General features: G+C 73.4%; 17 protein-coding genes. 13 read left to right on the plus strand and 4 right to left on the minus strand.

Going from position 1 to position 21345, the window contains the following annotated elements; all coding sequences use genetic code 11:
- Positions 1–10 precede the first annotated feature (10 nt).
- Positions 11–421 carry a pyridoxamine 5'-phosphate oxidase family protein gene (locus ACN20G_RS13085; RefSeq protein ID WP_424212931.1) on the minus strand — a complete coding sequence of 137 codons (411 nt, stop codon included), beginning with the start codon at positions 419–421 and terminating at the stop codon, positions 11–13.
- A gap of 250 nt (positions 422–671) precedes the next feature.
- Between ACN20G_RS13085 and clpB the strand changes: the two genes are divergently transcribed.
- Both clpB and ACN20G_RS13095 read left to right on the plus strand, forming a co-directional pair.
- A complete protein-coding gene (gene clpB, locus ACN20G_RS13090) occupies positions 672–3257 on the plus strand; it encodes an ATP-dependent chaperone ClpB (RefSeq protein WP_424212932.1) in 2586 nt (861 codons plus the stop codon).
- A gap of 160 nt (positions 3258–3417) precedes the next feature.
- On the plus strand, positions 3418–4011 hold the full coding sequence (locus ACN20G_RS13095; protein ID WP_424212933.1) for a YbjN domain-containing protein: 594 nt from the start codon (positions 3418–3420) through the stop codon (positions 4009–4011).
- Between the two features lie 89 nt (positions 4012–4100).
- On the opposite strand, the gene ACN20G_RS13100 is transcribed toward ACN20G_RS13095, so the two are convergent.
- Together ACN20G_RS13100 and ACN20G_RS13105 are read right to left on the minus strand one after the other, a co-directional pair.
- A complete protein-coding gene (locus tag ACN20G_RS13100) occupies positions 4101–5330 on the minus strand; it encodes a glycosyltransferase family 39 protein (protein WP_424212934.1) in 1230 nt (409 codons plus the stop codon).
- A gap of 112 nt (positions 5331–5442) precedes the next feature.
- The gene (locus ACN20G_RS13105) at positions 5443–6648 is read right to left on the minus strand and encodes a pyridoxal phosphate-dependent aminotransferase (RefSeq protein ID WP_424212935.1); all 1206 of its coding nucleotides are present in this window, start codon (positions 6646–6648) and stop codon (positions 5443–5445) included.
- A 125-nt stretch (positions 6649–6773) separates the two neighbouring features.
- Between ACN20G_RS13105 and ACN20G_RS13110 the strand changes: the two genes are divergently transcribed.
- The 7 genes from ACN20G_RS13110 (at position 6774) to fbaA (ending at position 14461) form a co-directional block, all read left to right on the plus strand.
- Positions 6774–7226 (plus strand): hypothetical protein, encoded by a 453-nt coding sequence (locus ACN20G_RS13110; protein ID WP_424212936.1) that lies wholly within the window; start codon positions 6774–6776, stop codon positions 7224–7226.
- 694 nt (positions 7227–7920) lie between these two features.
- A complete protein-coding gene (locus ACN20G_RS13115; RefSeq protein WP_424212937.1) occupies positions 7921–8496 on the plus strand; it encodes a DUF2617 family protein in 576 nt (191 codons plus the stop codon).
- A gap of 417 nt (positions 8497–8913) precedes the next feature.
- Positions 8914–10566, plus strand: a complete 1653-nt coding sequence (locus ACN20G_RS13120) for a polyamine aminopropyltransferase (RefSeq protein WP_424212938.1) — start codon at positions 8914–8916, stop codon at positions 10564–10566.
- Positions 10567–10666: 100 nt separating this feature from the next.
- Positions 10667–11566, plus strand: a complete 900-nt coding sequence (locus ACN20G_RS13125) for an SRPBCC domain-containing protein (protein ID WP_424212939.1) — start codon at positions 10667–10669, stop codon at positions 11564–11566.
- Positions 11567–11617: 51 nt separating this feature from the next.
- Positions 11618–12418, plus strand: coding sequence for an aldose 1-epimerase (locus ACN20G_RS13130; protein WP_424212940.1), 801 nt, complete (start codon positions 11618–11620; stop codon positions 12416–12418).
- 18 nt (positions 12419–12436) lie between these two features.
- On the plus strand, positions 12437–12982 hold the full coding sequence (gene pyrE / locus ACN20G_RS13135) for an orotate phosphoribosyltransferase (RefSeq protein ID WP_424212941.1): 546 nt from the start codon (positions 12437–12439) through the stop codon (positions 12980–12982).
- A gap of 456 nt (positions 12983–13438) precedes the next feature.
- Complete coding sequence (gene fbaA, locus ACN20G_RS13140; protein ID WP_424212942.1) at positions 13439–14461, plus strand: class II fructose-bisphosphate aldolase; 1023 nt, start codon at positions 13439–13441, stop codon at positions 14459–14461.
- 671 nt (positions 14462–15132) lie between these two features.
- Here the strand turns inward: fbaA and ACN20G_RS13145 are convergent.
- Entirely contained in the window at positions 15133–16233 is a 1101-nt protein-coding gene (locus ACN20G_RS13145; protein WP_424212943.1) for a ScbA/BarX family gamma-butyrolactone biosynthesis protein, read from the minus strand.
- Positions 16234–16597: 364 nt separating this feature from the next.
- Here ACN20G_RS13145 and ACN20G_RS13150 point away from each other — a divergent pair, with 364 nt between their 5' ends.
- From ACN20G_RS13150 to ACN20G_RS13165, 4 genes are all read left to right on the plus strand, one after another.
- Positions 16598–17335: an HAD family phosphatase gene (locus ACN20G_RS13150; RefSeq protein WP_424212944.1), complete on the plus strand. Its 738-nt coding sequence runs from the start codon at positions 16598–16600 to the stop codon at positions 17333–17335.
- Between the two features lie 215 nt (positions 17336–17550).
- Positions 17551–18315 carry a glucose 1-dehydrogenase gene (locus ACN20G_RS13155; protein WP_424212945.1) on the plus strand — a complete coding sequence of 255 codons (765 nt, stop codon included), beginning with the start codon at positions 17551–17553 and terminating at the stop codon, positions 18313–18315.
- A gap of 118 nt (positions 18316–18433) precedes the next feature.
- A complete protein-coding gene (locus ACN20G_RS13160) occupies positions 18434–19291 on the plus strand; it encodes a ScbR family autoregulator-binding transcription factor (RefSeq protein WP_424212946.1) in 858 nt (285 codons plus the stop codon).
- Positions 19292–19939: 648 nt separating this feature from the next.
- Entirely contained in the window at positions 19940–21307 is a 1368-nt protein-coding gene (locus ACN20G_RS13165; protein WP_424212947.1) for a BTAD domain-containing putative transcriptional regulator, read from the plus strand.
- The last annotated feature ends 38 nt before the right edge of the window (positions 21308–21345 follow it).

Here is a 21345-nt window from a genome sequence, read left to right on the forward strand (position 1 = left end):
ACTTCGGGGCTCAGGCCCGGCCCATGGCCCGGTCGAGGGCGATCTCGATGAGCACCCGCTCCGGGTTGGGCGCCGGCACGCGCCCGTAGCGCTCCGCGTAACGGGCCACCGCGTCCGCGACGGCCTCCGGGTCCCGGACCACCCGCGCGACGCCCTCCAGGGTGGCCCAGCGGCCCCCGTCGAGCTGGCACACGGCCACCCGGGGGGCCTGCCCGCGCGCGTGCGCCTCCTCCACGTTGCGGACCTTGCGGCTGCCGGACCGCGTGATCACGCGCGCCAGCCCCGCCTCGGGGTCGTAGGTCACCCCCACGGGCACCACGTGCGGGGTGCCGTCGGCGCGAGGGGTCGTCAGCGTGCACAGCAGCCGTTCCCGCCAGAAGGCCAGGAACTCCGGGGTCGGATCGAGCGCGTCGTGAGCCATGCGCGAAGGGTACGGAAGGCCCGGCCGGTCGCGGGAGGCGGGACCCGGCCGGCCCGCGCCCGCGCGTTCCCGCCGCCCTCCCCGCCCCGCGCGCCCCGTGCGCACCCCTGAGACACCCCCGAAACGCCCCCGAGCCGCCCCTGATCCGTGCGGGGTCGGGGTGCCGGATTCACCTTGAGTGGAATAGACTCAACTTTGTGCACGTTGAGCGTGTCAGCATCTGTACGGAGAGGGAGAGGAGAAGGCGCACGTGGACGCCGAACTGACCAACCGGAGCCGGGAGGCCCTGAACGCGGCGGCGGCCCGCGCCGCCAAGGACGGCCACCCCGACCTGACCCCGGCCCACCTGCTGCCGGCCCTGCTCGCCGGGCAGGACAACGAGAACGTCACCGACCTGCTCGCCGCCGTCGGCGCCGACCAGGCCGCGATCCGCGCGGGCGCCGACCGGATCCTGGCGGGCCTGCCCAGCGTCGCCGGTTCCACCGTCGCACCCCCGCAGCCCAGCCGCGACCTGCTCGCCGTCCTCGCCGAGGCCGACGCCGAGGCGGGCCGGCTCGGCGACACCTACCTCTCCACCGAGCACCTCCTGATCGCGATCGCCGCCAAGGGCGGCGCGGCCGGCGAGGTCATGACCGCCCAGGGCGCGACCGCGCGCGCCCTGCTCGACGCCTTCCAGAACGCACGAGGAGCACGCAGGGTGACCACCCCCGACCCGGAGGGCCAGTACAAGGCCCTGGAGAAGTTCGGCACGGACTTCACCGCCGCCGCCCGCGAGGGCCGGCTCGACCCCGTCATCGGGCGGGACCAGGAGATCCGCCGGGTCGTCCAGGTCCTCTCCCGCCGCACCAAGAACAACCCGGTGCTGATCGGCGAGCCCGGCGTCGGCAAGACGGCCGTCGTCGAGGGGCTCGCGCAGCGCATCGTCAAGGGCGACGTGCCCGAGTCCCTCAAGGGCAAGCGGCTGGTCTCCCTCGACCTCGGCGCGATGGTCGCCGGCGCCAAGTACCGGGGCGAGTTCGAGGAGCGCCTCAAGACCGTGCTGGCCGAGATCAAGGAGAGCGACGGCCAGATCATCACGTTCATCGACGAGCTGCACACGGTGGTCGGCGCGGGCGCCGGCGGGGACTCCGCCATGGACGCCGGCAACATGCTGAAGCCGATGCTGGCCCGCGGCGAACTGCGCATGGTCGGCGCGACCACCCTCGACGAGTACCGCGAGCGGATCGAGAAGGACCCCGCCCTGGAGCGCCGCTTCCAGCAGGTGCTCGTGGCCGAGCCCAGCGTCGAGGACACCATCGCGATCCTGCGCGGGCTCAAGGGCCGCTACGAGGCCCACCACAAGGTGGTCATCAACGACGGCGCGCTCGTCTCCGCCGCCACCCTCTCCGACCGCTACATCACCTCCCGCTTCCTGCCCGACAAGGCAATCGACCTCGTGGACGAGGCCGCCTCCCGGCTCCGCATGGAGATCGACTCCTCGCCCGTGGAGATCGACGAGCTCCAGCGCTCCGTGGACCGCCTGCGCATGGAGGAACTGGCCCTGCGCAACGAGTCGGACGCCGCCTCCCGCGAGCGCCTGGCCCGGCTGCTGAAGGACCTCGCCGACCGGGAGGAGGAACTGCGCGGCCTGACCGCCCGCTGGGAGAAGGAGAAGCGTTCCCTCAACCGCGTCGGCGAACTCAAGGAACGCCTCGACGACCTGCGCGGACAGGCCGAGCGCGCCCAGCGCGACGGCGACTTCGACTCCGCGTCCAAGCTCCTCTACGGCGAGATCCCGACCCTGGAGCGCGAACTCGCCGAGGCCACCGAGGCCGAGGCGGAGGCCGCCCGCGACACCATGGTCAAGGACGAGGTCGGCCCCGACGACATCGCCGACGTGGTCGCCGCCTGGACCGGCATCCCGGCCGGCCGGATGATGGAGGGCGAGACGCGGAAGCTGCTGCGCATGGAGGACGAGCTCGGCCGCCGCCTGATCGGCCAGGGCGAGGCCGTCCGCGCCGTCTCCGACGCCGTCCGCCGCACCCGCGCCGGGATCGCCGACCCCGACCGCCCCACCGGCTCCTTCCTCTTCCTCGGCCCCACCGGCGTCGGCAAGACCGAGCTGGCCAAGGCGCTCGCCGACTTCCTCTTCGACGACGAGCGGGCCATGGTCCGCATCGACATGTCCGAGTACTCCGAGAAGCACAGCGTGGCCCGGCTCGTCGGCGCCCCGCCCGGCTACGTGGGCTACGAGGAGGGCGGGCAGCTCACCGAGGCCGTGCGGCGCCGCCCGTACAGCGTGGTCCTGCTCGACGAGGTGGAGAAGGCCCACCCCGAGGTCTTCGACATCCTGCTCCAGGTCCTCGACGACGGCCGGCTCACCGACGGCCAGGGTCGGACGGTGGACTTCCGCAACACCATCCTCATCCTCACCTCCAACCTCGGCAGCCAGTTCCTCGTGGACCCGGTCACCGGACCCGAGGAGAAGCGGGCCCGGGTGCTGGAGGTGGTCCGCGCCTCCTTCAAGCCAGAGTTCCTCAACCGCCTCGACGACCTCGTGGTCTTCTCGGCCCTCGACCGCGCCGAACTCGGCCGGATCGCGGAACTCCAGATCGCCCGCCTCGCCGCCCGCCTCGCCGAACGCCGACTCACCCTCGACGTGAGCCCCGAGGCCCTGGCCTGGCTCGCCGACAAGGGCAACGACCCCGCCTACGGCGCCCGACCGCTGCGCCGACTGATCCAGACGGCGCTCGGGGACCGGCTCGCCCGCGAGATCCTCGCCGGCGAGGTCGTCGACGGCGACACGGTCCGGGTGGACGTGGCCGGGGACGACCTGCTCGTCGGCAAGGCCGGCTGAACCGCCGGGCGCACGCCGTCGCACACCGTGCCCCGCCGCTCGCTCCGCGTGCCCGCGCCCACCCCCCGCTTCCGCCCGAAGCGGATCGAGTGGGCGCGGGCTTGCCACAGGGCGGGCGGGATGGGAGAGGATGACGACATCCGCACGAAGGGAAACCACGGTGAGCATCGACCCGGCCGCGATTCCGAATTTCGGAGGACAGCCCGAACCCCAGGCCGCGGGGCCGGCGGGCCCCGTCGTCCCCGACCAGGACCTGGTCAAGCAGCTCCTCGAACAGATGGAGCTGAAGTACATCGTCGACGACGAGGGTGACCTCGCCGCGCCGTGGGAGGAGTTCCGGACCTACTTCATGTTCCGGGGCGAAGGGGAGCAGCAGGTGTTCTCCGTGCGCACCTTCTACGACCGCCCCCACGCGATCGAGGACAAGCCGCAGCTCCTGGAGTCCGTGGACGACTGGAACCGCCGCACCCTGTGGCCCAAGGTCTACAGCCACACCCACGACGACGGCACCGTCCGCCTGATCGGCGAGGGCCAGATGCTGATCGGCACCGGCGTCTCCCTGGAGCACTTCGTGTCCTCCACGGTCAGCTGGGTCCGCGCGGCCATCGAGTTCGACCACTGGCTCACCAACGAGCTGGGCCTGGGCGAGGACGAGTCCGCCGAGGCCGGCGAGTCCGCCGCCGGTGACGAGGCCGCCGAGGCCAAGGGCGACGCCGGGGACGACGACGCCAAGGGCGACGTCAACAAGGGCTGACCCCACCGCGCCGCGTCCGCGCCGCGCACACCGCCTCCGGGGCCGCACGGGAACCTTCCGTGCGGCCCCGAGCCGTACCTCCGGCGGCGTCAGAGCGGCAGACCGGAACCCAGCAGCAGGTACGCGCCCCAGCCGCAGGACACCGCCGCCAGCCCGCCCACCACCGCCACCGCCGTCCGCCGCCGCGCCCGCCCCAGCGCCCACGCCGCCGGCAGCAACAACGGGAAGGCGGGCAGCAGGAACCGCGGCCGGGACTCGAAGAACCCCGCCCCGCCGAACGCGATCAGCAACAACACCCCCGTGTAGACCAGCACCGGAAGCGGCGGCAGCGGCCGGGTCCGCGCCAGCGCCACCGCCGACCACACCACCCCCGCCAGCACCAGCGGCACCGTCAGCGTCACGATCGGGGCCCGGCCCGGATCCGCCGCCAACCGCGCCACCGAGGTCACCACCCCGCGCCCGAAGTCGAACCGGGACCCCCAGTCCGCCTGCACCGCGAAGTACCCGCCCCACAGGTCCCCCCGGCGCGCGCCCACCGCCAGCACGTACGCCGCCCACCCCGCCGGCGCGCACAGCCCCGCCGCCCAGATCCCCGGCCGGGCCCGCCCCCGCGCGGCCACCACCGCGCACAACGCCGCCACCGATACCGCCGCCGCCACCGCGATCCCCGTCGGCCGGGTCAGCCCCGCGAGCACCGCCGCCACCGCCGCCCAGCCCCACCACCCGCGCAGCACCGCGTACAGGGCCCAGGCCGCGCACGCGGTCAGCAGGGGCTCGGTGTACGCGATGCCCAAGACCACCGCGTGCGGCAAGGCCGACCACAACAGCACCGACAGCACCGCCGTGCGCGTGCCCCCCACACGTCGCGCGACCTGGTACACCCCGACCGCCGCCGCGGCCGCCGCCGCCCACGCCACCAGCAACCCGGCCGCCATCGGCGGCATTCCCGTCACCGCGCACAACAGCCGGGTCAGCCCCGGGAACAGCGGGAAGAACGCCAGATCGGACTGGACCGAGTCCAACTCCGGCCAGATCTGCGTGCGCCCGTACCCGTGCGTCACGATCGACAGGTACCACCGCGAGTCCCAGGACCCGCCGAGCACCGTCAACGGCCGCCGCCCGCTCGCCCACGCGCCGAGCGCGACCGTCAACGCCCCCGCGCCGCGCACGGTGAGGAACAGGCCCAGGGCCAGGGCCCAGCCGGGCAGCCCGGCCACCGGGGGCGGCAGGTCCGCCCGCCCGATCGGAACGGGCCGGGGCGCCGCCGGCGCCCTGCCGGTCACACCCAGGACGCCGCCTTCGGGCCCGCGCACAGTCATCGAGTCCACTTCCGAGAATCCGCTGCCCCACCGCGCCGACGACGCTGCCCACACCCTACGAGCGCCCCACCCCCGAACGCCCGAACGCCCCCGCCCGGCGGGCCGCGCGGACTCAGCGGGCCAGGGTCGTCAGGCGGTCGGCGGCTTCCCGCAGGACCTCGTCCTTCTTGCAGAACGCCCAGCGCACCAGTGTGCGACCGGCCTGCTTGTCGTCGTAGAACACGGCGTTGGGGATGGCCACCACCCCGCAGCGCTCGGGCAGCGAACGGCAGAAGGCCATGCCGTCCTCCTCGCCGAGCGGGGCGATGTCGGTGGTCACGAAGTACGTGCCCGCCGGCCTGAACACCCGCAGCCCGGCCGCCCGCAGGCCCGCCGAGAGGATGTCCCGCTTGCGCTCGTGGTCCGCGCGCAGCGTGTCGTAGTAGGAGTCCGGCAGGGCCAGCGCCTCGGCGATCGCGTACTGGAACGGGCCGGAGGAGACGTAGGTGAGGAACTGCTTGGCGGACCGCACCGCCGCCGTCAACTCCGGCGGCGCCGTCACCCAGCCGACCTTCCAGCCCGTGAACGAGAAGGTCTTGCCGGCCGAGGAGATCGTCACCGTTCGCTCCCGCATGCCCGGCAGCGAGGCCAGCGGCACGTGGCGCGTCCCGAACACCAGGTGCTCGTACACCTCGTCCGTGATCACCAGCAGGTCCCGCTCGATGGCGAGCTCGGCGATCGCGGCCAGATCGGCCGGACCCAGCACCGTGCTGGTCGGGTTGTGCGGGGTGTTCACCAACAGCAGCCGGGTGCGCGGGCCGACGGCGGCGCGCAGCTCGTCGTGGTCCAGCACGAAGGTCTCGCCCTCGGGGCCGTCGGGGCGCAGGGTGACGGGCACCCGGGTGGCCCCCGCCATCGCGATGCACGCCGCGTACGAGTCGTAGAACGGCTCCAGCGCCACCACCTCGTCCCCCGGCTCCAGCAGGGCCAGCAGGGCGGCGGCGATGGCCTCGGTGGCGCCCGCCGTGATCAGCACCTCGGAGTCCGGGTCGAAGGACAGCCCGTGGAAGCGCAGTTGGTGCTCGGCCACCGCCCGGCGCAGCTCCGGGACCCCCGGACCGGGCGGGTACTGGTTGCCGCGTCCCTCGCGCAGGGCGCGCACGGCGGCCTCGGCGATCTCGGCGGGGCCGTCGGTGTCGGGGAAGCCCTGACCGAGATTGATGGAGCCGGTGCGGGCGGCGAGCGCGGACATCTCGGCGAAGATCGTCGTGCCGAAGGCGGCGAGACGGCGGTTCAGGAAGGGGCGTTCGGCGCCCACGGGCAGGTCCATGGTCGCCATCCTGCGGGCAAGCTCTGTTCTTGCTCAAGTGCGCTTTCGCGGGAGTGTCGAACGGGCATCCCCCGATCACCGCGGACCACGGGGGTACGCGCACCCGGCCGAGGGCCGGGCCGGTGACACGGAGCGTGAGTCATGGCTGTGCTGATCTGGATCCTGGCGGTGACGGCGGTGGTGGTCGTCGCGGGGCTGTTGGCGGTGCGGGCGGCGACGCGGCGGGCGCGGCGCGCGCGTCGGGCGGTGCTCGGGAAGGCGCGGGCGGGCGCGGGGAACGGGCGCCGCTCGTCGTCCTCCTCGTCGTCGTCCTCTTCGTCCTCCTCCTCGGACGCCTCGTGGTGGGCGGCCGGGGCCGGGACGGCCTCCTCCTGCGGGTCCTCGTCCCCGTCCTCGTCCTCCACGCACCACGGGCACGACTCGCCGGGCTCGTCCCACTCGTGCGGCTCCTCCTCGTCCTCCTGCTCCTCTTCGTCCTCCTCGTGCGGTTCCTCCTCCTCGTCCTGCGGGGGCGGCGGGGGATGCGGCGGCTCGTGACGGCGCGGGGGCGGCCGGGTTCGGCGCGGGCCGGCGGGGAATCCCCTTGATGAGGCGGGACACGGGGGTTTCGCCACTCGGTGGGGACCGAGGAGTTCCGGAAGGGGGCACACGTCATGTTCCTGGCCCTGGCCTTGCCGCTGGCGGTGGTGGCGTTCGGGTGCGCGTGGGTGGTGGCACGGGGGATCGGCTCGCTGGGGCCCGCGGAACCGGAGGAACCGCCCCGGCCGGTGACGTCGCGACGGCGGCGTATCGTCCGTCGATTGACGCGAACGGAAGGTTGAGGCGCCCCGGTCGCGGGCACAGGCGGGATCAGGACCGCCCCATCGAACGGAGAGCCCGGACCCGGGCCGCTGCCCGGTGAGACCCGGCAGGCGCACGGGAGCGAGAACCGCGGAAACACACGCCCCGTGCGCCCCGCGCGGGCGCCGCGAAAGCATCGAGCGCGCTGCGTGCATCATCTTTGCCCGGCAGGGGGATTGTCCTCTGCGGGCTCCTGCGAGTGGCCGACACCGACGACGTTGTTGAACACGTGAACCGCATTGCCCCCGAGGGGATGTAAACCCCGTCAAGTTGGGTAAAAACGCTGTGAGTGCCGTGCCTTTCATGATTCCCTCGGTTGAGTAGACCAGTCCTCGGCCCTCCCTGGACTTCCTGTGGATCCGAGCCGGTGACCCCCCACCCGTCGTACGACCGCCGGCGGGGCTCCGGCCCCACTCCCTCGCGCGTTTGCGGAGCCGACTCATGCTCACGACCCTCCACGCCACCTACACCGACACGCGTGCCTCCGACCTCGCCTGGGCCCTCGGGCGGGAGCGGCTGCCCGCCCTGGCCGTGCTGAACCTCGAACTCGACGGGGCGGCCGTGGAGCTGCGCCTCCTCGGCGCCTCCCACCAGGTGCTCCTGGAACAGGGCGAGGTGCGCTGCTCCGAGACCGTCGCCTGCATGCCCGGCAGCAGGACCCCCCTCCCGCTGGGCGTGGCCAAGACCGTGGGCGCCTGGGACTACGAGTTCGCCGCCCGCGTCGAACAGCTCACCACCGACGCGTTCGTCGGTCGGGCCCAGGAGTTGCTGGCGCTGGTCGCCGACCACCCCCACGGCATCGCCGGCACCTTCCCGGGCAGCCCCTACGCCTTCACCGCCCTGCTCGCCGGGCGGCACGAGGGCCAGGTCCGCTGGCGCACCTGGCACGCCTACCCGCAGGAGAACCAGCTCGTCGCGACCCGCACCCGGGTCACCGTGCGCACTCCCGCCCCGGACGCGGACCCGGTCCCTCTCACGGTCACGGCCGTCCCGACCGCCCTGCCCGCCGCGGTCTGAGCCGCCCCGCGCCCGTTCGCCCGTTCACCCGTTCGGAGCAAGCCCCGGCCGTCCCGCGCACGAGGGCCCCACGGGGTTCCCGCGGCCCCGGCGCCACCGCGGCGCGGCCGCGACACCACCCGTGCCGTGCGTGAGGCCGCCCCCCCCGGCGCGGACGGGAGCCCGGTACCGAACGCACGCCGTACCGCGCGCCGACAGCTCCACACGCGCGCCCCGCGCGCTCCCCTGCGCGAGCGCGCGCACCCGAAAACGACGCCCCCCGTCCGTGCCCCCGACGGCCCCGTCCCACCCGGCACCGCACGTCGTCCCACGTGCGTCCATGCACCCTCGGCATTACGCCAACCGGCGGCGTGGGCGCCCGCGCGGCACCCATGTGGGTGACCGGACGACCGCGCTCCGTCACGTACGGTTCCCTGCATGATCGACCGATCCGCCCCCCGCGAAGTGCTCCCGAACCCGGAGCCGCGGCGTGCGACACCCTCCTCCGCCACACTGCCCGTGGACCCCCGGACCGGCCGATTCCTCGTGCTGGCCACCGTCTTCGTGTGCGCGGCGTGCGGCCTCGTCTACGAGCTCGAACTCGTGGCCCTGGCCTCGTACCTGATCGGGGACTCGGTCACCCAGTCCTCCGTCGTGCTGTCCGTCATGGTCTTCGCCATGGGCGTCGGCTCCCTGCTCGCCAAGCGTCTGCGCGGCAGCGCGGCCGCCGGCTTCGGCGCCATCGAGGCGGCCCTCGCCCTCGTCGGCGGCCTCTCCGCCACCGCCCTGTACGCCTGCTTCGCCTGGCTCGGCGAATCCCGCCCCGTGATCGTGCTGTTCTCCCTGGCCATCGGCATCCTCATCGGCGCCGAGATCCCGCTGCTGATGGTGATGATCCAGCGGATCCGCCGGCAGGACGCCGGCGGCGCCGTCGCCGACCTCTTCGCCGCCGACTACGTGGGCGCCCTCGTCGGCGGGCTCGCCTTCCCCTTCGTGCTGCTGCCACTGCTCGGCCAGCTCACCGGCGCCATGCTCACCGGCACGGTCAACGCGGCCGCCGGCGGCGCCCTCGTCCTGTGGCTGTTCCGGGGCGACCTGACCCCCCGCGCCAAGCGCCGGCTCGTCCTGGGCAACGCCCTCGTCCTGCTGGTCCTCGCCTCGGCCACCGTGCTCGCCGACGACTTCGAACGCCTCGCCCGCGAGCGCATCTACGGCCCCGAGGTCCGCGTGGCCCTCCAGACCGGAGTCCAGGAACTCGTCGTCACCGGCCCCGACCACGGCTCGCCCCGCACCCTCGACCTCTACCTGGACGGCCGACTGCGGGTCAGCGGCTACGACGAGTACCGCTTCCACGAGGCCCTCGTCCACCCCGCCATGACCGGACGGCACGAGAACGTCCTCATCCTCGGCGGCGGCGACGGCCTCGCCGCCCGCGAGGTGCTCCGCTACCCCGACGTGCGCTCCGTCACCGTCGTCGAACTCGACCCCGGCGTCGTCGACCTCGCCCGCACCGACCCGATGCTCTCCGCCCTCAACACCCGCGCCTTCGCCGACCGCCGCGTCCACACCGTCAACGCCGACGCCTTCCGCTGGCTGCGCGGCCCCGGCGCCCGGGCCCCCTACGGCCCCTTCGACGTGATCCTCTCCGACCTGCCGGACCCCGGCATCACCCCCAGCACCAAGCTCTACTCGCAGGAGTTCTACGGGCTCGCCGCCCACAGCCTGCGCCCCGGCGGCCTCATCGCCGTCCACGCCGGCCCGTTGAGCACCCGCCCCCGCACCTTCTGGACCGTCGAGTCCACCCTCCGCGCCGCCGGACTCGGCACCACCCCCTACAGCGCCGGCGGCAGGCTCTCCGGCTTCGCCGCCGGCCCCGACCGGATCCCCGGCGAGAGCGACACCCCGCCCCAGGACTGGGGGTTCGTCCTCGCGGCGCCCGGCGCCCCGCCCGCCCTCGGCGTGCGCAAGGACGCGCCCTGGCTGCGCTCCCTGTCGGCGCACTCCCTCGCCGACGCCGGCCGGGACACCGAGAGCACCCGCATCCCCGGCCTGCCCCCGTCCACCCTGGCGCACCCCCGCTTCGCCTCCTGAACGACCCCACCACCCGTGCGCACGCGCCTGACCGGGTGGGCGCGGCCCGATCGGCGCACGACCGGGTCCCCGGGGCGCGCGGTGGCCTAGGCTCGGCGACATGGAGCATCAGGCGGTCGTCCCGGTCCCTGTCCACGAGCTGCGCGCGGTCCTGCGCGACCCCGCCCGGGCGGCCCGGTGCGTGCCCGGCCTCCAACGCGACGCCGACGCGGCGGCCGATCCGTTCACCGGTCGGCTGAGACTGCGGCTGGGCAAGCACACCATCACCTACCGGGGCGGCGCGGACCTCGACGAGGACGAGGACGGCGCGTTCGTGTTCGCGGGCAAGGCCGGGGAGGTGCGGGGGAGCGGCACGGTCGTGTTTCACGTGAAACTGCGTCTCGAACCCACGGCGGACGGCTCGGGCACGCGGATCACCGTGACGGCCGGGGGCACGGCCGAGGGACGGGCCGCCGAGCTGCCGGCGGAGACCCTCGACACGGCCACGCGCCGACTGCTCGACCGGACCGTGGGCGGGCTGGCCGCCGAGGCGGGCCGCGCCCCGACCGCCGAGCACACGGGCACCGACGCCGCTGCGGACGCCGCCGCCGAGGCCGACGCCGAGGTCGAGGCCGCCGACGCCGGGCCCGGCTCCGGCGCGGAGCCCGGCACCGCCGGCGGCACCGTGCCGCCGGGGCGCAAGGGCAGCCCGCCCGAGCCCTCCGTCTTCGACACCGAGGTCCCCCCGCCCTCCCTCGACCCCTTCCCCGAGGAGGAGTTCAGCGATCTGACCGGCATCGAGGCCCCCCGCCCACCCGCCGAGGCCGCGCACGCCCGGCGCACGATGATCGGCCGCAGCGCGGAGGAGGTCGACCACGCGCCGCCGCGCGGTCGGTACGCGCCGGTGCCCGCGCCCGGCAGCGTCAACCCCGGCGTCGACCTGCGTCGCCTCGCCCCGGCCGCCGCCGTCGCGCTGGCCGGCGCCGTCGTCCTGGCCCGCGCCCTGCGCCGTCGCCGCTGAGCCCGCCCGGGCGTTCCGCGCCGGGCGGGCCGAACCCCTAGGGTCGGCCCCATGACTACGCAACTCAAGGCGGCCGGCGTCGACGTGACGATCGACGAGGACAACGGCTGTCGGGTCGTCGGCCTGAGGGTGGACGGGGTGGAACTGCTGCGCCAGGGACCGGGGTACGGATCGTTCCCGATGGTCCCCTGGTGCGGTCGGATCGCCGACGGTCGCTTCCAGGACGGCGCCACCACCCACCAGATGCCCGTGAACCACCCGCCCCACGCCATCCACGGTTTCGGGCGCGACGCGGCCTGGACCCCGGTCCGCCCCGCCTCCGGTCAGGACACCGATCGGAGCGTCGCGTTCTACTGGGACCTGGCCGAGCCCTGGCCCTATCGGGGCCGGGTGACGCAGATCTTCGAGCTGTCCGAGACCGCCCTGACCATGACCCTGGGCATCGAGACCCACGAGGACTCGTTCCCGGCCCAGGCCGGCTGGCACCCCTGGTTCCTGCGCGACCTCGGGCAGGGCGGGGGAGAGGTCCGGATCGACTTCCGGCCCGAGTGGCAGGAGGAGCGCGGCGAGGACCACCTGCCGACCGGGGCCCGGGTCGAACCCGGGCCGGGGCCGTGGGACGACTGCTTCGGGATGCCGTACGGCGTGGACGTCACCCTCACCTGGCCCGAGACGCTGGAGCTGCGGATCACCAGCCGCGCCGAGTGGGTCGTGGTCTACGACGAACAGCCCGAGGCGGTGTGCGTGGAGCCGCAGACCGGCCCGCCCAACGGCCTCAACACCCAGCCGCGGCTCGTGACCCCGGTGGATCCGCTGGAGGTTTCCGCCACGTGGACGTGGCGGCGCCCGTGACCGGCCGGCTTTAAGCTCATGGGCATGAGTGACGTGCGTGGTGAGCTGCTTTCGCAGATCAAGGACAAGGCCGTGGTCCACGGCAAGGTGATTCTCTCCTCCGGGCGGGAGGCCGACTACTACATCGACCTCCGTCGGATCACCCTGGACGGCGAGGCGGCCCCGCTGGTCGGTCAGGTCATGCTCGACCTCACCGCCGAGCTGGACTTCGACTGCGTCGGCGGACTGACCCTGGGCGCCGACCCGGTGGCGACCTCGATGCTGCACGCCTCCGCGGCGCGCGGGCAGCGGCTGGACGCGTTCGTGGTGCGCAAGGCGCAGAAGGCGCACGGCATGCAGCGCCGCATCGAGGGCACCGACGTGAAGGGCCGGCGCTGCCTCGTGGTGGAGGACACCTCCACCACCGGCGGCTCCCCGCTGACCGCCGTGGAAGCGGTCCGCGAGGCCGGCGGCGAGGTCGTCGCCGTCGCCACGATCGTGGACCGGGGCGCGGCCGACGCGATCGCGGAGGCCGGGCTGACCTACCTCACCGGCTACCGCCTGGGTGACCTCGGTCTCTCCTGATCCACCGACATCGCCCCACCGCTGTGCCGACGGCGTCGCGCCGGTCCCGAGGACCCGCGCGGCGCCGTCGTCGTGTCCGCTCCGCGCGGGGCCCGGGGCGGGGTCGGGGATCGGTCGATCTCGGGTGCACGGCGGTGCGCGGGACCCCGGATGGACGCGTGTGGCCGGCCCCCGGGGAGGGAGCCCGCCGGGGGCCTCGGGAACGGTGTTCCAGCAGGTCCGAGCGGTGCGCGGGCCCTCTTCGGCACAACTGGTGACTTAGGTCCCCACCTCCGCCCCTACCCCCCCTGACCTGCACTTTTTCGACATCGGCACGGTTTCACGGGAAACAGTGCCGATCGCTCGGGGTGGAGGTGTGCGCCAAGTCTGGGAAGATGGCCCCGGCGGGGCAACGTCGCCCCGAAGGTCAGGGCCAGCCATCAGCAACACACCCCGCACATCACAAGGAGCGGACAGATGCCCATCGCAACCCCCGAGGTCTACAACGAGATGCTCGACCGGGCGAAGGCAGGCAAGTTCGCCTACCCGGCCATCAACGTGACCTCGACCCAGACCCTGCACGCTGCCCTGCGCGGCTTCGCTGAGGCCGAGAGCGACGGCATCATCCAGATCTCCACCGGTGGTGCGGAGTTCCTGGGCGGCCAGTACAACAAGGACATGGTCACCGGCGCGGTCGCCCTGGCCGAGTTCGCGCACGTGGTCGCTGCCAAGTACGACATCACGGTGGCCCTGCACACCGACCACTGCCCGAAGGACAAGCTGGACGCCTACGTCCGCCCCCTCATCGAGGTGTCCGCCGAGCGTGTCGCCCGCGGCCTGAACCCCCTCTTCCAGTCGCACATGTGGGACGGCTCCGCCGAGACCCTGTCCGACAACCTGGCCATCGGCCAGGAGCTGCTGGCCAAGGCCGCCGCCGCGAAGATCATCCTCGAGGTCGAGATCACCCCGACCGGTGGCGAGGAGGACGGCGTCACCCACGAGATCAACGACGAGCTGTACACCACCGTCGACGACGCGATCCGCACCGCCGAGGCCCTGGGCCTGGGCGAGAAGGGCCGCTACCTGCTCGCCGCCTCCTTCGGCAACGTGCACGGCGTGTACAAGCCGGGCAACGTCGTCCTGCGTCCGGAGCTCCTGAAGGACCTCCAGCAGGGTGTGGGCGAGAAGTACGGCAAGACCAGCCCGTTCGACTTCGTCTTCCACGGCGGCTCCGGCTCCACCGAGCAGGAGATCGCCACCGCGCTGGAGAACGGCGTCGTGAAGATGAACCTCGACACCGACACCCAGTACGCCTTCACCCGCCCGGTCGCGGACCACATGTTCCGCAACTACGACGGCGTGCTGAAGGTCGACGGCGAGGTCGGCGTCAAGTCCACCTACGACCCGCGCACCTGGGGCAAGCTGGCCGAGGCCGGCATGGCGAAGCGCGTCACCGAGGCGTGCGCCAACCTGCGCTCCACCGGCACCAAGCTGAAGTGATCCGGCGCCCGGCCGATGCCGGGCGGCGACACGGGGCGGCCGGCCCTCCGGCCGCCGCCCCGGCACCCCGTTCGGCGGGGTGACCGACAGACGCGCCAAGGGCCTCGCACCCGTCCGAACGGACGGGTGCGAGGCCCTTCGCCGTTCCCGGACCCGCGGAGCCGGCCGCTCCCCCGGGTCGTCGGACGGTTCCGACGACCCTGACCGGCCCCCCCGGGTCGGGAGTTCACACGGGCCTGTTTCACGTGAAACAGGCCGCCGGGTGGAGGTCGTGTCCGGCGGACGGTCCGGGGCTCGTGGTCGTGCGAGCCCCGGACCTTCCGGACCGTCCCCCTCGTTCCCGGAGGGGAAGGCGCTCCGGCGCCGGATGTTCCCCCGAACACCCGGCGTGCGGCGCACCGGCCCTCCGGTCCGGCGTCCTCCCGGCCCCCCGGCCCGGGATTCCTCCGGTCCCCCCGTTCCCCCTGTTCCCCTCCCCCTGTCCGGAGTGGGACGGGCTCCCCCGAGCCCGGATCCTCCGGTTCCCCCTGCTTCCGGGGTCTTTCGCGGCCCCCCGGCCGTGAATTCCCCCGGCCCCCGGCAGGCGCCCCCCGGCGCCCCCGGCCCCCCGGGTCCTCGGACGCGTGCCCGCCGTGACGGCGGTCGGCACGCGACCAGGTGTGTGGTGCGGTTCAGGCCCAGGCCGTGTCCATCAGCGCGTCGAACACGGTCTCGCCGTTCTGCAGGCCGGTGACCCGGACCCGAGTGGGTCCGACCCGGACGGCGGATATCCACAGCGGCTCGTCGAACTCGGCGTACCGCTGATAGGTGCTGCGCACGGCGGTGGGCAGCAGGTAGGAGCCCGGCGGTGTGTCGTCCGGCGGCGGGACGACGCTCTCGGGGACCGGGGTGAGCGCGATCGCGGCCTGGCGGGCCGCTTCGAGCAGCACCATCCCCGGCACGTGGTCGCCGGGGTGGTCGAAGAGGATCGGGTGCCGGGTGTCGTACCGCAGGCGCCAGCGCATGCCCTCGCCGTGCACCTCGTCCGCCGACGTGCCCGGGTTCGGTTCCTCGACCGTGTTCCGGGCCGTGGTCGCCATGACCTCGCGTCCCGGGATCGGCGCGGCCGAGGCGAGCACCACGTCGAAGAGCCTGTTCCGGCCGACCTCGTAGGGCCGCACCGGCCGGGCCGGCAGCGACGGCCGGGGCGTGCGGGAGATCTGCTCGGCGCGCAGCCGGCGGTAGACGGCCGGCGAGGTCACCGAGTAGCCGACGTGCCCGGTCGCGATGACGTGTTCGCCCAGGCGCATCACCACGCTGTAGCAGAGCGACTGCAGCCGGCCGGCCCGGTGCCGGATCTCGCTGCACGTCACGTCGAGGTCGACGTCGGCCGGGGTGTCGCCGATCCCCAGGTGCTCGGGGAAGGTCTCGTAGTCCAGCCGCGAGAGCAGGAACTGGTGCCCCAGGGGCACGCCGTACGCGCTGTGGGCGATGAAGGCGCCGACCTGACGGATGGTCTCGCAGACCAGCATCGGGTCGTAGTGGCCGCCGCCGACCGGCACGAAGAAACTGTGAGCCCGGGGCAACTGGGCCGTGATGTGGAAACGGTCCGCACCCGGTTGACACATGCCCGTCAGGAACACCTCCGCCGTGGCGGCGCGGTGCACCAACTCGCGGGGCACCGCGGTGGCGCGGGAGCCGGTGGTGTCGACGGTCGGGCAGAGACAGGTGGAGACCGGCTCGTCCAGGCCGTCCAGGGTCAGATCGATGGTCGGATCCGTTGCCGTGGTCATCAAGTTCCTCAAGGCTGGCGGAAACTCGCGGCTACTAACTTGACGCAAGGTACGTACTTCAGAGTCTGGTTGTAGTCAGAGAACTACAGGAAGTCCAAGCTGGTGGGGAGGTGAAGTGATGCATCCCACAGCGTAAAACGACCGGAATTGCTCATTCACAGTCATCATCGGTCGACCGAGCGTCCGGAACCGAGCCCTGGGTGTCGCATGGGTCGAAGAGTGAGACCGCGGGCGAGCGCGCGAAGGGTACTCGGGTATCGTTCCATGTCAAACAACTTGCGTACCGCTGAGTACTTTTCAGCCTTCGTGGGCGACTCGGATCGTGCCCTGGTCTTCCTCCCGCCATCTCACCGAACGGAACGCGATGAACGACGTGACGAGCCCCGCGGAAAGCGTGCGGGCTCCGTTGGAGCACCTCAGGCTCGTGGCCCTCAACATCGACGGCGTCGTGCTCAACGACACGTTCAGCCCGGTCATCCACGCCTTCATCACGAGCCGCGGCGGACGGTACGACGCCGAGGTCGAACGGTCGATCTTCTCCCGGCGCCGGGCCGAGGCCGGCCTCGCGCTCGGCCGGGCCGCCGGCCTCGACCTGGACTCGGCCGAGGTGCTGAGCCTCTACTTCGAGGAGCGCGCCGCGTACCTCGCCCGGAACCCGATCCGGATCCTCCCCGGAGCCGAGGCCCTGCTGCTCAGGCTGCGTGGGCTGGGGGTGGCCACGGTCTGTTACGGAGGTCTGGACAAGGAGCACTTCGACACCCACGTCGGCCCGATCGCCCACCTCTTCGACGGCCCCGGCTACGTCTGCACCAACGAGTTCCGCCCCGGTGTCCGCGAGGTCACCGAAGAGGTCTTCGGCCTCGCACCCGAGCAGGCGCTCTTCGTGGACGACGTGGCGAAGGTCGGCGAGGTCGCGGCCGCCCTCGGCGTCAACTTCATCGGTCACCCCAGCCCCTTCGCCCACGGGCACCAGGGCGAACTGATGCGCGCGGCGGGCCTGCGGCACGTGGTGGACACCCTGGACGCCATCGACGAGCCGCTGCTGCGGATACTGGACCGGGAGGCCGGCGAGCGGGCCCGGGAACATACCCCCGTGCTCTGATGCCGACGGCCGCGGACCGGCCCGGGCATCGTTCCGAGGACGGCGCGACGCCGGCACGGAGGACAAACGAAAGCGGCTGTTCCGGTTTCTCCTCTCCCAGGGCCCGCCCACCCCGCCACACCCCGCTCGGTCACCCCGCCGCCCTTCGCGCGGGCCCGGCATCCGCACCCGACATGTGAGGCGGCGCGACCGCGCGCCGCGCGAAAGGACGACGAATGAACGCAGGACTCCTCCAGGACAAGGTCGCGCTCATCACGGGGGCCAGCAGCGGCATCGGCGCGGCCGCCGCGCGCGTCTTCGCCCGCGAGGGTGCCCGGGTGGTGCTCGTCGCCCGTCGCGAGGACCGCCTCAAGGCGCTGACCGCCGAGATACGCGAGACCGGCGCCGAGATCGAGTACCTGGCCGGCGACGTGACCCGCGCCGAGGACGCCGCGGCCGCCGTCGCCCTGGCCGTGTCCCGCTTCGGCCGCCTGGACTGCGCGTTCAACAACGCGGGCTGGGGCCAGGGCCGCACCCCGCTGCACGAGATGGACGACGAGCTGTACGACCGCATCATGGACGTCAACGTGCGCGGCGTCTGGAACTTCCTGCGCGAGGAGGTCAAGGCGATGCTGGCGACGGGCGGCGGCGCCATCGTCAACAACAGCAGCGTCGGCGGGCTCCTCGCCACTCCCGTGGCCGCCCCCTACGTCGCGGCCAAGCACGCGGTCATCGGACTGACCAAGGCCGCCGCCGCCGAGTACGCCGCGCGGGGGATCCGCGTCAACGCGGTCGCCCCCGGCACCACCCGCACCGAGGTGGTGGAGGAGTGGTTCGCCGCGGTACCCGGCGTCGAGGCCCAATTGCACGCCGCGACTCCCCAGCCCCGCACCGCCGAACCGGCCGAGATCGCCGAGGCGGCTGCCTGGTTGTGCAGCTCTCGTGCCTCTTTTGTCACAGGCGCGACGATGCCGGTGGACGGCGGCTTCACCATGGTGTGAAGTTGGGTGACAAAGTACGTACCCGTGGGCATGTAATTTGCCGCTGGATCGGGGGGAATGGAGAGGGACAGATCTACACATGAGGACAGGACGACCCCAGGCGAAGCAGGATCGCGCTGTGCGCACCCGGCAGGCCATCCTGGAGGCCGCGGCGATGGTCTTCGACGAGCGCGGCTACGACGCGGCCAAGCTCTCGGACATCGTCCGCATCGCGAACGTCACCAAGGGTGCGCTGTACTTCCACTTCGAGTCCAAGGAAGACCTGGCGCAAGCGGTCATCGAGGCCCAGGTCAACATCGAGCCGACCTTCACCGAGCAGGAGTTCAAGGCCCAACAGTTCGTCGACGTCGGCATGATCTTCTCGCACCGGCTCCAACACGACGTGCTGGTGCGCGGCAGTGCCCGGCTCACCTTGGAACAGAGCGGTCGGGCCCTGGACCGGTCCGTTCCCTACCAGGGGTGGATCGCGCTGCACACGCAACTGATGACGGAGGCCAAGGAACGCGGTGAACTCCTGGCCCACGTGGACCCGGCGCAACCTGCCCGACTGATCGTCGGGGCCTTCGCGGGCCTCAACGTGATGTCCCAGACCCTCGGGCTGAGCCTGGACGAGGAGGTCTCCGCGCTCTACACCAGCGTGATGCCCAGCCTGGTCGCCTCCGCGGTGGCCATCCGCCTGGACACCGCGCCCGGTCGGGGTTCGCGCGCGCTGCACGGTCCGGACGGCGCCTACCTGTGCACCTGTTCGAGGGGCCTGGGCGCCTCGACGGGATCGCAGGTGCCGGCCGCCCCGTCCGCGGCGACCGTCTCCGGCGGGGTGCCCGGTTCGGGTGGCGTGCCGTCGGCGTCGGGCCCGGTGGGCACGGCGGGGTCGGCCGGTGTCCCGGGTCCGACCGGAACCGTCGCCGCCGTACCGACGGGCACGCTGCCGCTGTCCACCCCTCTCCACCAGGGCGGCTCCGCGCTCACGGGCTGAGCCGCACGGGCGGTGCGGCGCCCGGCCGAGGTGCCGGGACCGCGCCGCCCGCCGGGTGCCTTCGCCGTCCGGCGGGCTAGTCGGGCGGTGCCGAGCCGCGCGCCCGCCCGATCGTCCGCGTGGGCGATCCCTTCCCTCGTCCCCCGCGTCGTTCCGGGGCGATGCCCCCGTCCCGACGGCGCCCGTCCGGCACGCGGTTCGCTCCGCGCCGCCGGCCGGCCCGTCGGCCCCGCCGCCCCGACGCCCGCGCCGGCCCCGCTCACGCCGGTGATTCGCTCACGGGGTGAACCGCGCATTCATCGCATCCGTGTCACTCGGCGGGGAGCTTGTTCGCTCCCGCTACCCGGGGGAGCGTTCTCCCGTCGCGCGGGGTGTGCCTGCCCGGCGTTCGGCGACCACCGAAACGTGATCCGGAGGGCCTTGATCGACTTGTGGGGTCGGCCCGAGGCGGGAGCGTGGTGGCGGCCTGCATCGGTCGGATACCACATCGGTCACGAAAGTCCGCCCGAATTGGTGGGGTTGACGGTGATCATTGGCATATGTCGGCCACGGAAGTGTCGGGTCCGACACTCATCCCTGTTTCCGCAAAAAAGACTTCCGAGTAGTCTTTTTTTGCGCGCCAGAGGGGCTGCGTCAGGGGAGGGGTCTGTGGACATCGAGCTGCTTGGCGGTTTGCGGGTGAGGGAGAACGGGGTCTCCCTCGTGCCCCCGGAGCCGCTGGTCCGACAGGTTCTGGCCCTTCTCGCCGCCCATGCCGACCAGATGGTGCCCACCGAGGTGCTCACCGAGGAGTTGGCGGCGCACATCTCGGCCGTCGACGCCCAGGTCGTCCTCGGCACGGCCGTGCGCCGGCTGCGGGAGCGGCTGTCGGAGGCGGCCGACGGAGCCCGGGGCCGGACTCCCGACACCATGCTGCGGGCCCTGCCCGGCGGATACCTCCTCGACACCGGCGGGGGCCGCTCCGACCTGCGGGAATTCGCCCGCGAGGCGGGGGCGGGCTACCGGGCCATGGCCCGCGGGGACATGGCGGGCGCGGCCCGTCGGCTGGCCGGAGGGCTGCGCCTGTGGCGCGGCCGGGTCTTCGAAGGGGTCCCGATCGGTCCCCGGCTCGCCGAACGGGTCGCGGACCTGGAGGGCACGCGGCGGTCGGTGCACGAACAGTGGGTGCACGCCCGACTCGAACTCGACCGGCGGCACGGGGAGGAGGCCCCCCGGGTCTTCCCCGGCTCCCTCGACGGCATCGACGCCGCCCAGGCGGCCCGCGCGCTCTACCGCTCCCGCCTGCTGCACGGTCGGGCGCCGGTCCGACGGGCCGGCGGGTTCACACCGCCCGGGGACACCTCGGGGGCCGCGGGCGGGGGGTCGCCGATGCCTTCGGGATCCTTCGCCGGGTACCGGCCGGCGCGCGCCGGCGCGGCCTTCGACGGCGGGCCGTGGCCCGCCCCGGACGAGCGATTTCCGCCGGCACGGTCCGAGGGACGAGTGGCCGCGACCGGTGCGGCCCGGGTGCCGTTCGGTGCGGTCCGCGACCCTGCTCACCCGGGTGGCGCACGGGTCGCCGTGGTGCACGCAGGTTTCCCCGGGGACGCGTGGGGTGCGGGCGACCCCGAGGAGGTGACGGTCCCGGCGACGATTCCCGGCCGGCCGGCCGGCCCGGGGTTCCACTCGTGGGAGACCGAGGATTCCGCTTGTGAACCGGCGGGGCCCCGCCCGTCCGGTCCGGACCCGGCTCACGCCGAAGGGTCCGCACCGTACGGGCGGCTCGGGGCGGGGCCGGCCGAAACCCGGGTGCCGAGACCGCGTGGTGCGACGGGCGTCGACCTCGGCTCCGACTCCCGGATCGAAGGCCCCGCGGACCGTACGGGTCCCGGGAAAACCGCCGGTGACGACCTGTCGCCCCGGGCGCCGGCCGGCGCCCGGCCCGCGAGGGCCGCTCGTGCGCCCCTCGGCGACCGAGCGATTCTCCCGGCGAAGGGATTCGGCCGGCCCGAGTCCGCGCGAGTTGCCCGCTGTTGAGCGGGCCGGTGGGGCACGCGCCCCGTCGGACCCCTGAC

The organism is Streptomyces dryopteridis (assembly GCF_049606955.1).
In the GTDB taxonomy this organism is placed as follows: domain Bacteria; phylum Actinomycetota; class Actinomycetes; order Streptomycetales; family Streptomycetaceae; genus Streptomyces.

Excerpts from the sequence above, each read along its gene's own strand:
- ACN20G_RS13085 (WP_424212931.1), bottom strand. The coding sequence starts at position 421 with ATGGCTCACGACGCGCTCGATCCGACCCCGGAGTTCCTGGCCTTCTGG.
- ACN20G_RS13125 (WP_424212939.1), top strand. The coding sequence starts at position 10,667 with ATGGAGCATCAGGCGGTCGTCCCGGTCCCTGTCCACGAGCTGCGCGCG.
- ACN20G_RS13100 (WP_424212934.1), bottom strand. The coding sequence starts at position 5,330 with ATGACTGTGCGCGGGCCCGAAGGCGGCGTCCTGGGTGTGACCGGCAGG.
- ACN20G_RS13105 (WP_424212935.1), bottom strand. The coding sequence starts at position 6,648 with ATGGCGACCATGGACCTGCCCGTGGGCGCCGAACGCCCCTTCCTGAAC.
- ACN20G_RS13115 (WP_424212937.1), top strand. The coding sequence starts at position 7,921 with ATGCTCACGACCCTCCACGCCACCTACACCGACACGCGTGCCTCCGAC.
- fbaA (WP_424212942.1), top strand. The coding sequence starts at position 13,439 with ATGCCCATCGCAACCCCCGAGGTCTACAACGAGATGCTCGACCGGGCG.
- pyrE (WP_424212941.1), top strand. The coding sequence starts at position 12,437 with ATGGGCATGAGTGACGTGCGTGGTGAGCTGCTTTCGCAGATCAAGGAC.
- ACN20G_RS13130 (WP_424212940.1), top strand. The coding sequence starts at position 11,618 with ATGACTACGCAACTCAAGGCGGCCGGCGTCGACGTGACGATCGACGAG.
- ACN20G_RS13120 (WP_424212938.1), top strand. The coding sequence starts at position 8,914 with ATGATCGACCGATCCGCCCCCCGCGAAGTGCTCCCGAACCCGGAGCCG.
- ACN20G_RS13155 (WP_424212945.1), top strand. The coding sequence starts at position 17,551 with ATGAACGCAGGACTCCTCCAGGACAAGGTCGCGCTCATCACGGGGGCC.
- ACN20G_RS13150 (WP_424212944.1), top strand. The coding sequence starts at position 16,598 with ATGAACGACGTGACGAGCCCCGCGGAAAGCGTGCGGGCTCCGTTGGAG.
- ACN20G_RS13145 (WP_424212943.1), bottom strand. The coding sequence starts at position 16,233 with ATGACCACGGCAACGGATCCGACCATCGATCTGACCCTGGACGGCCTG.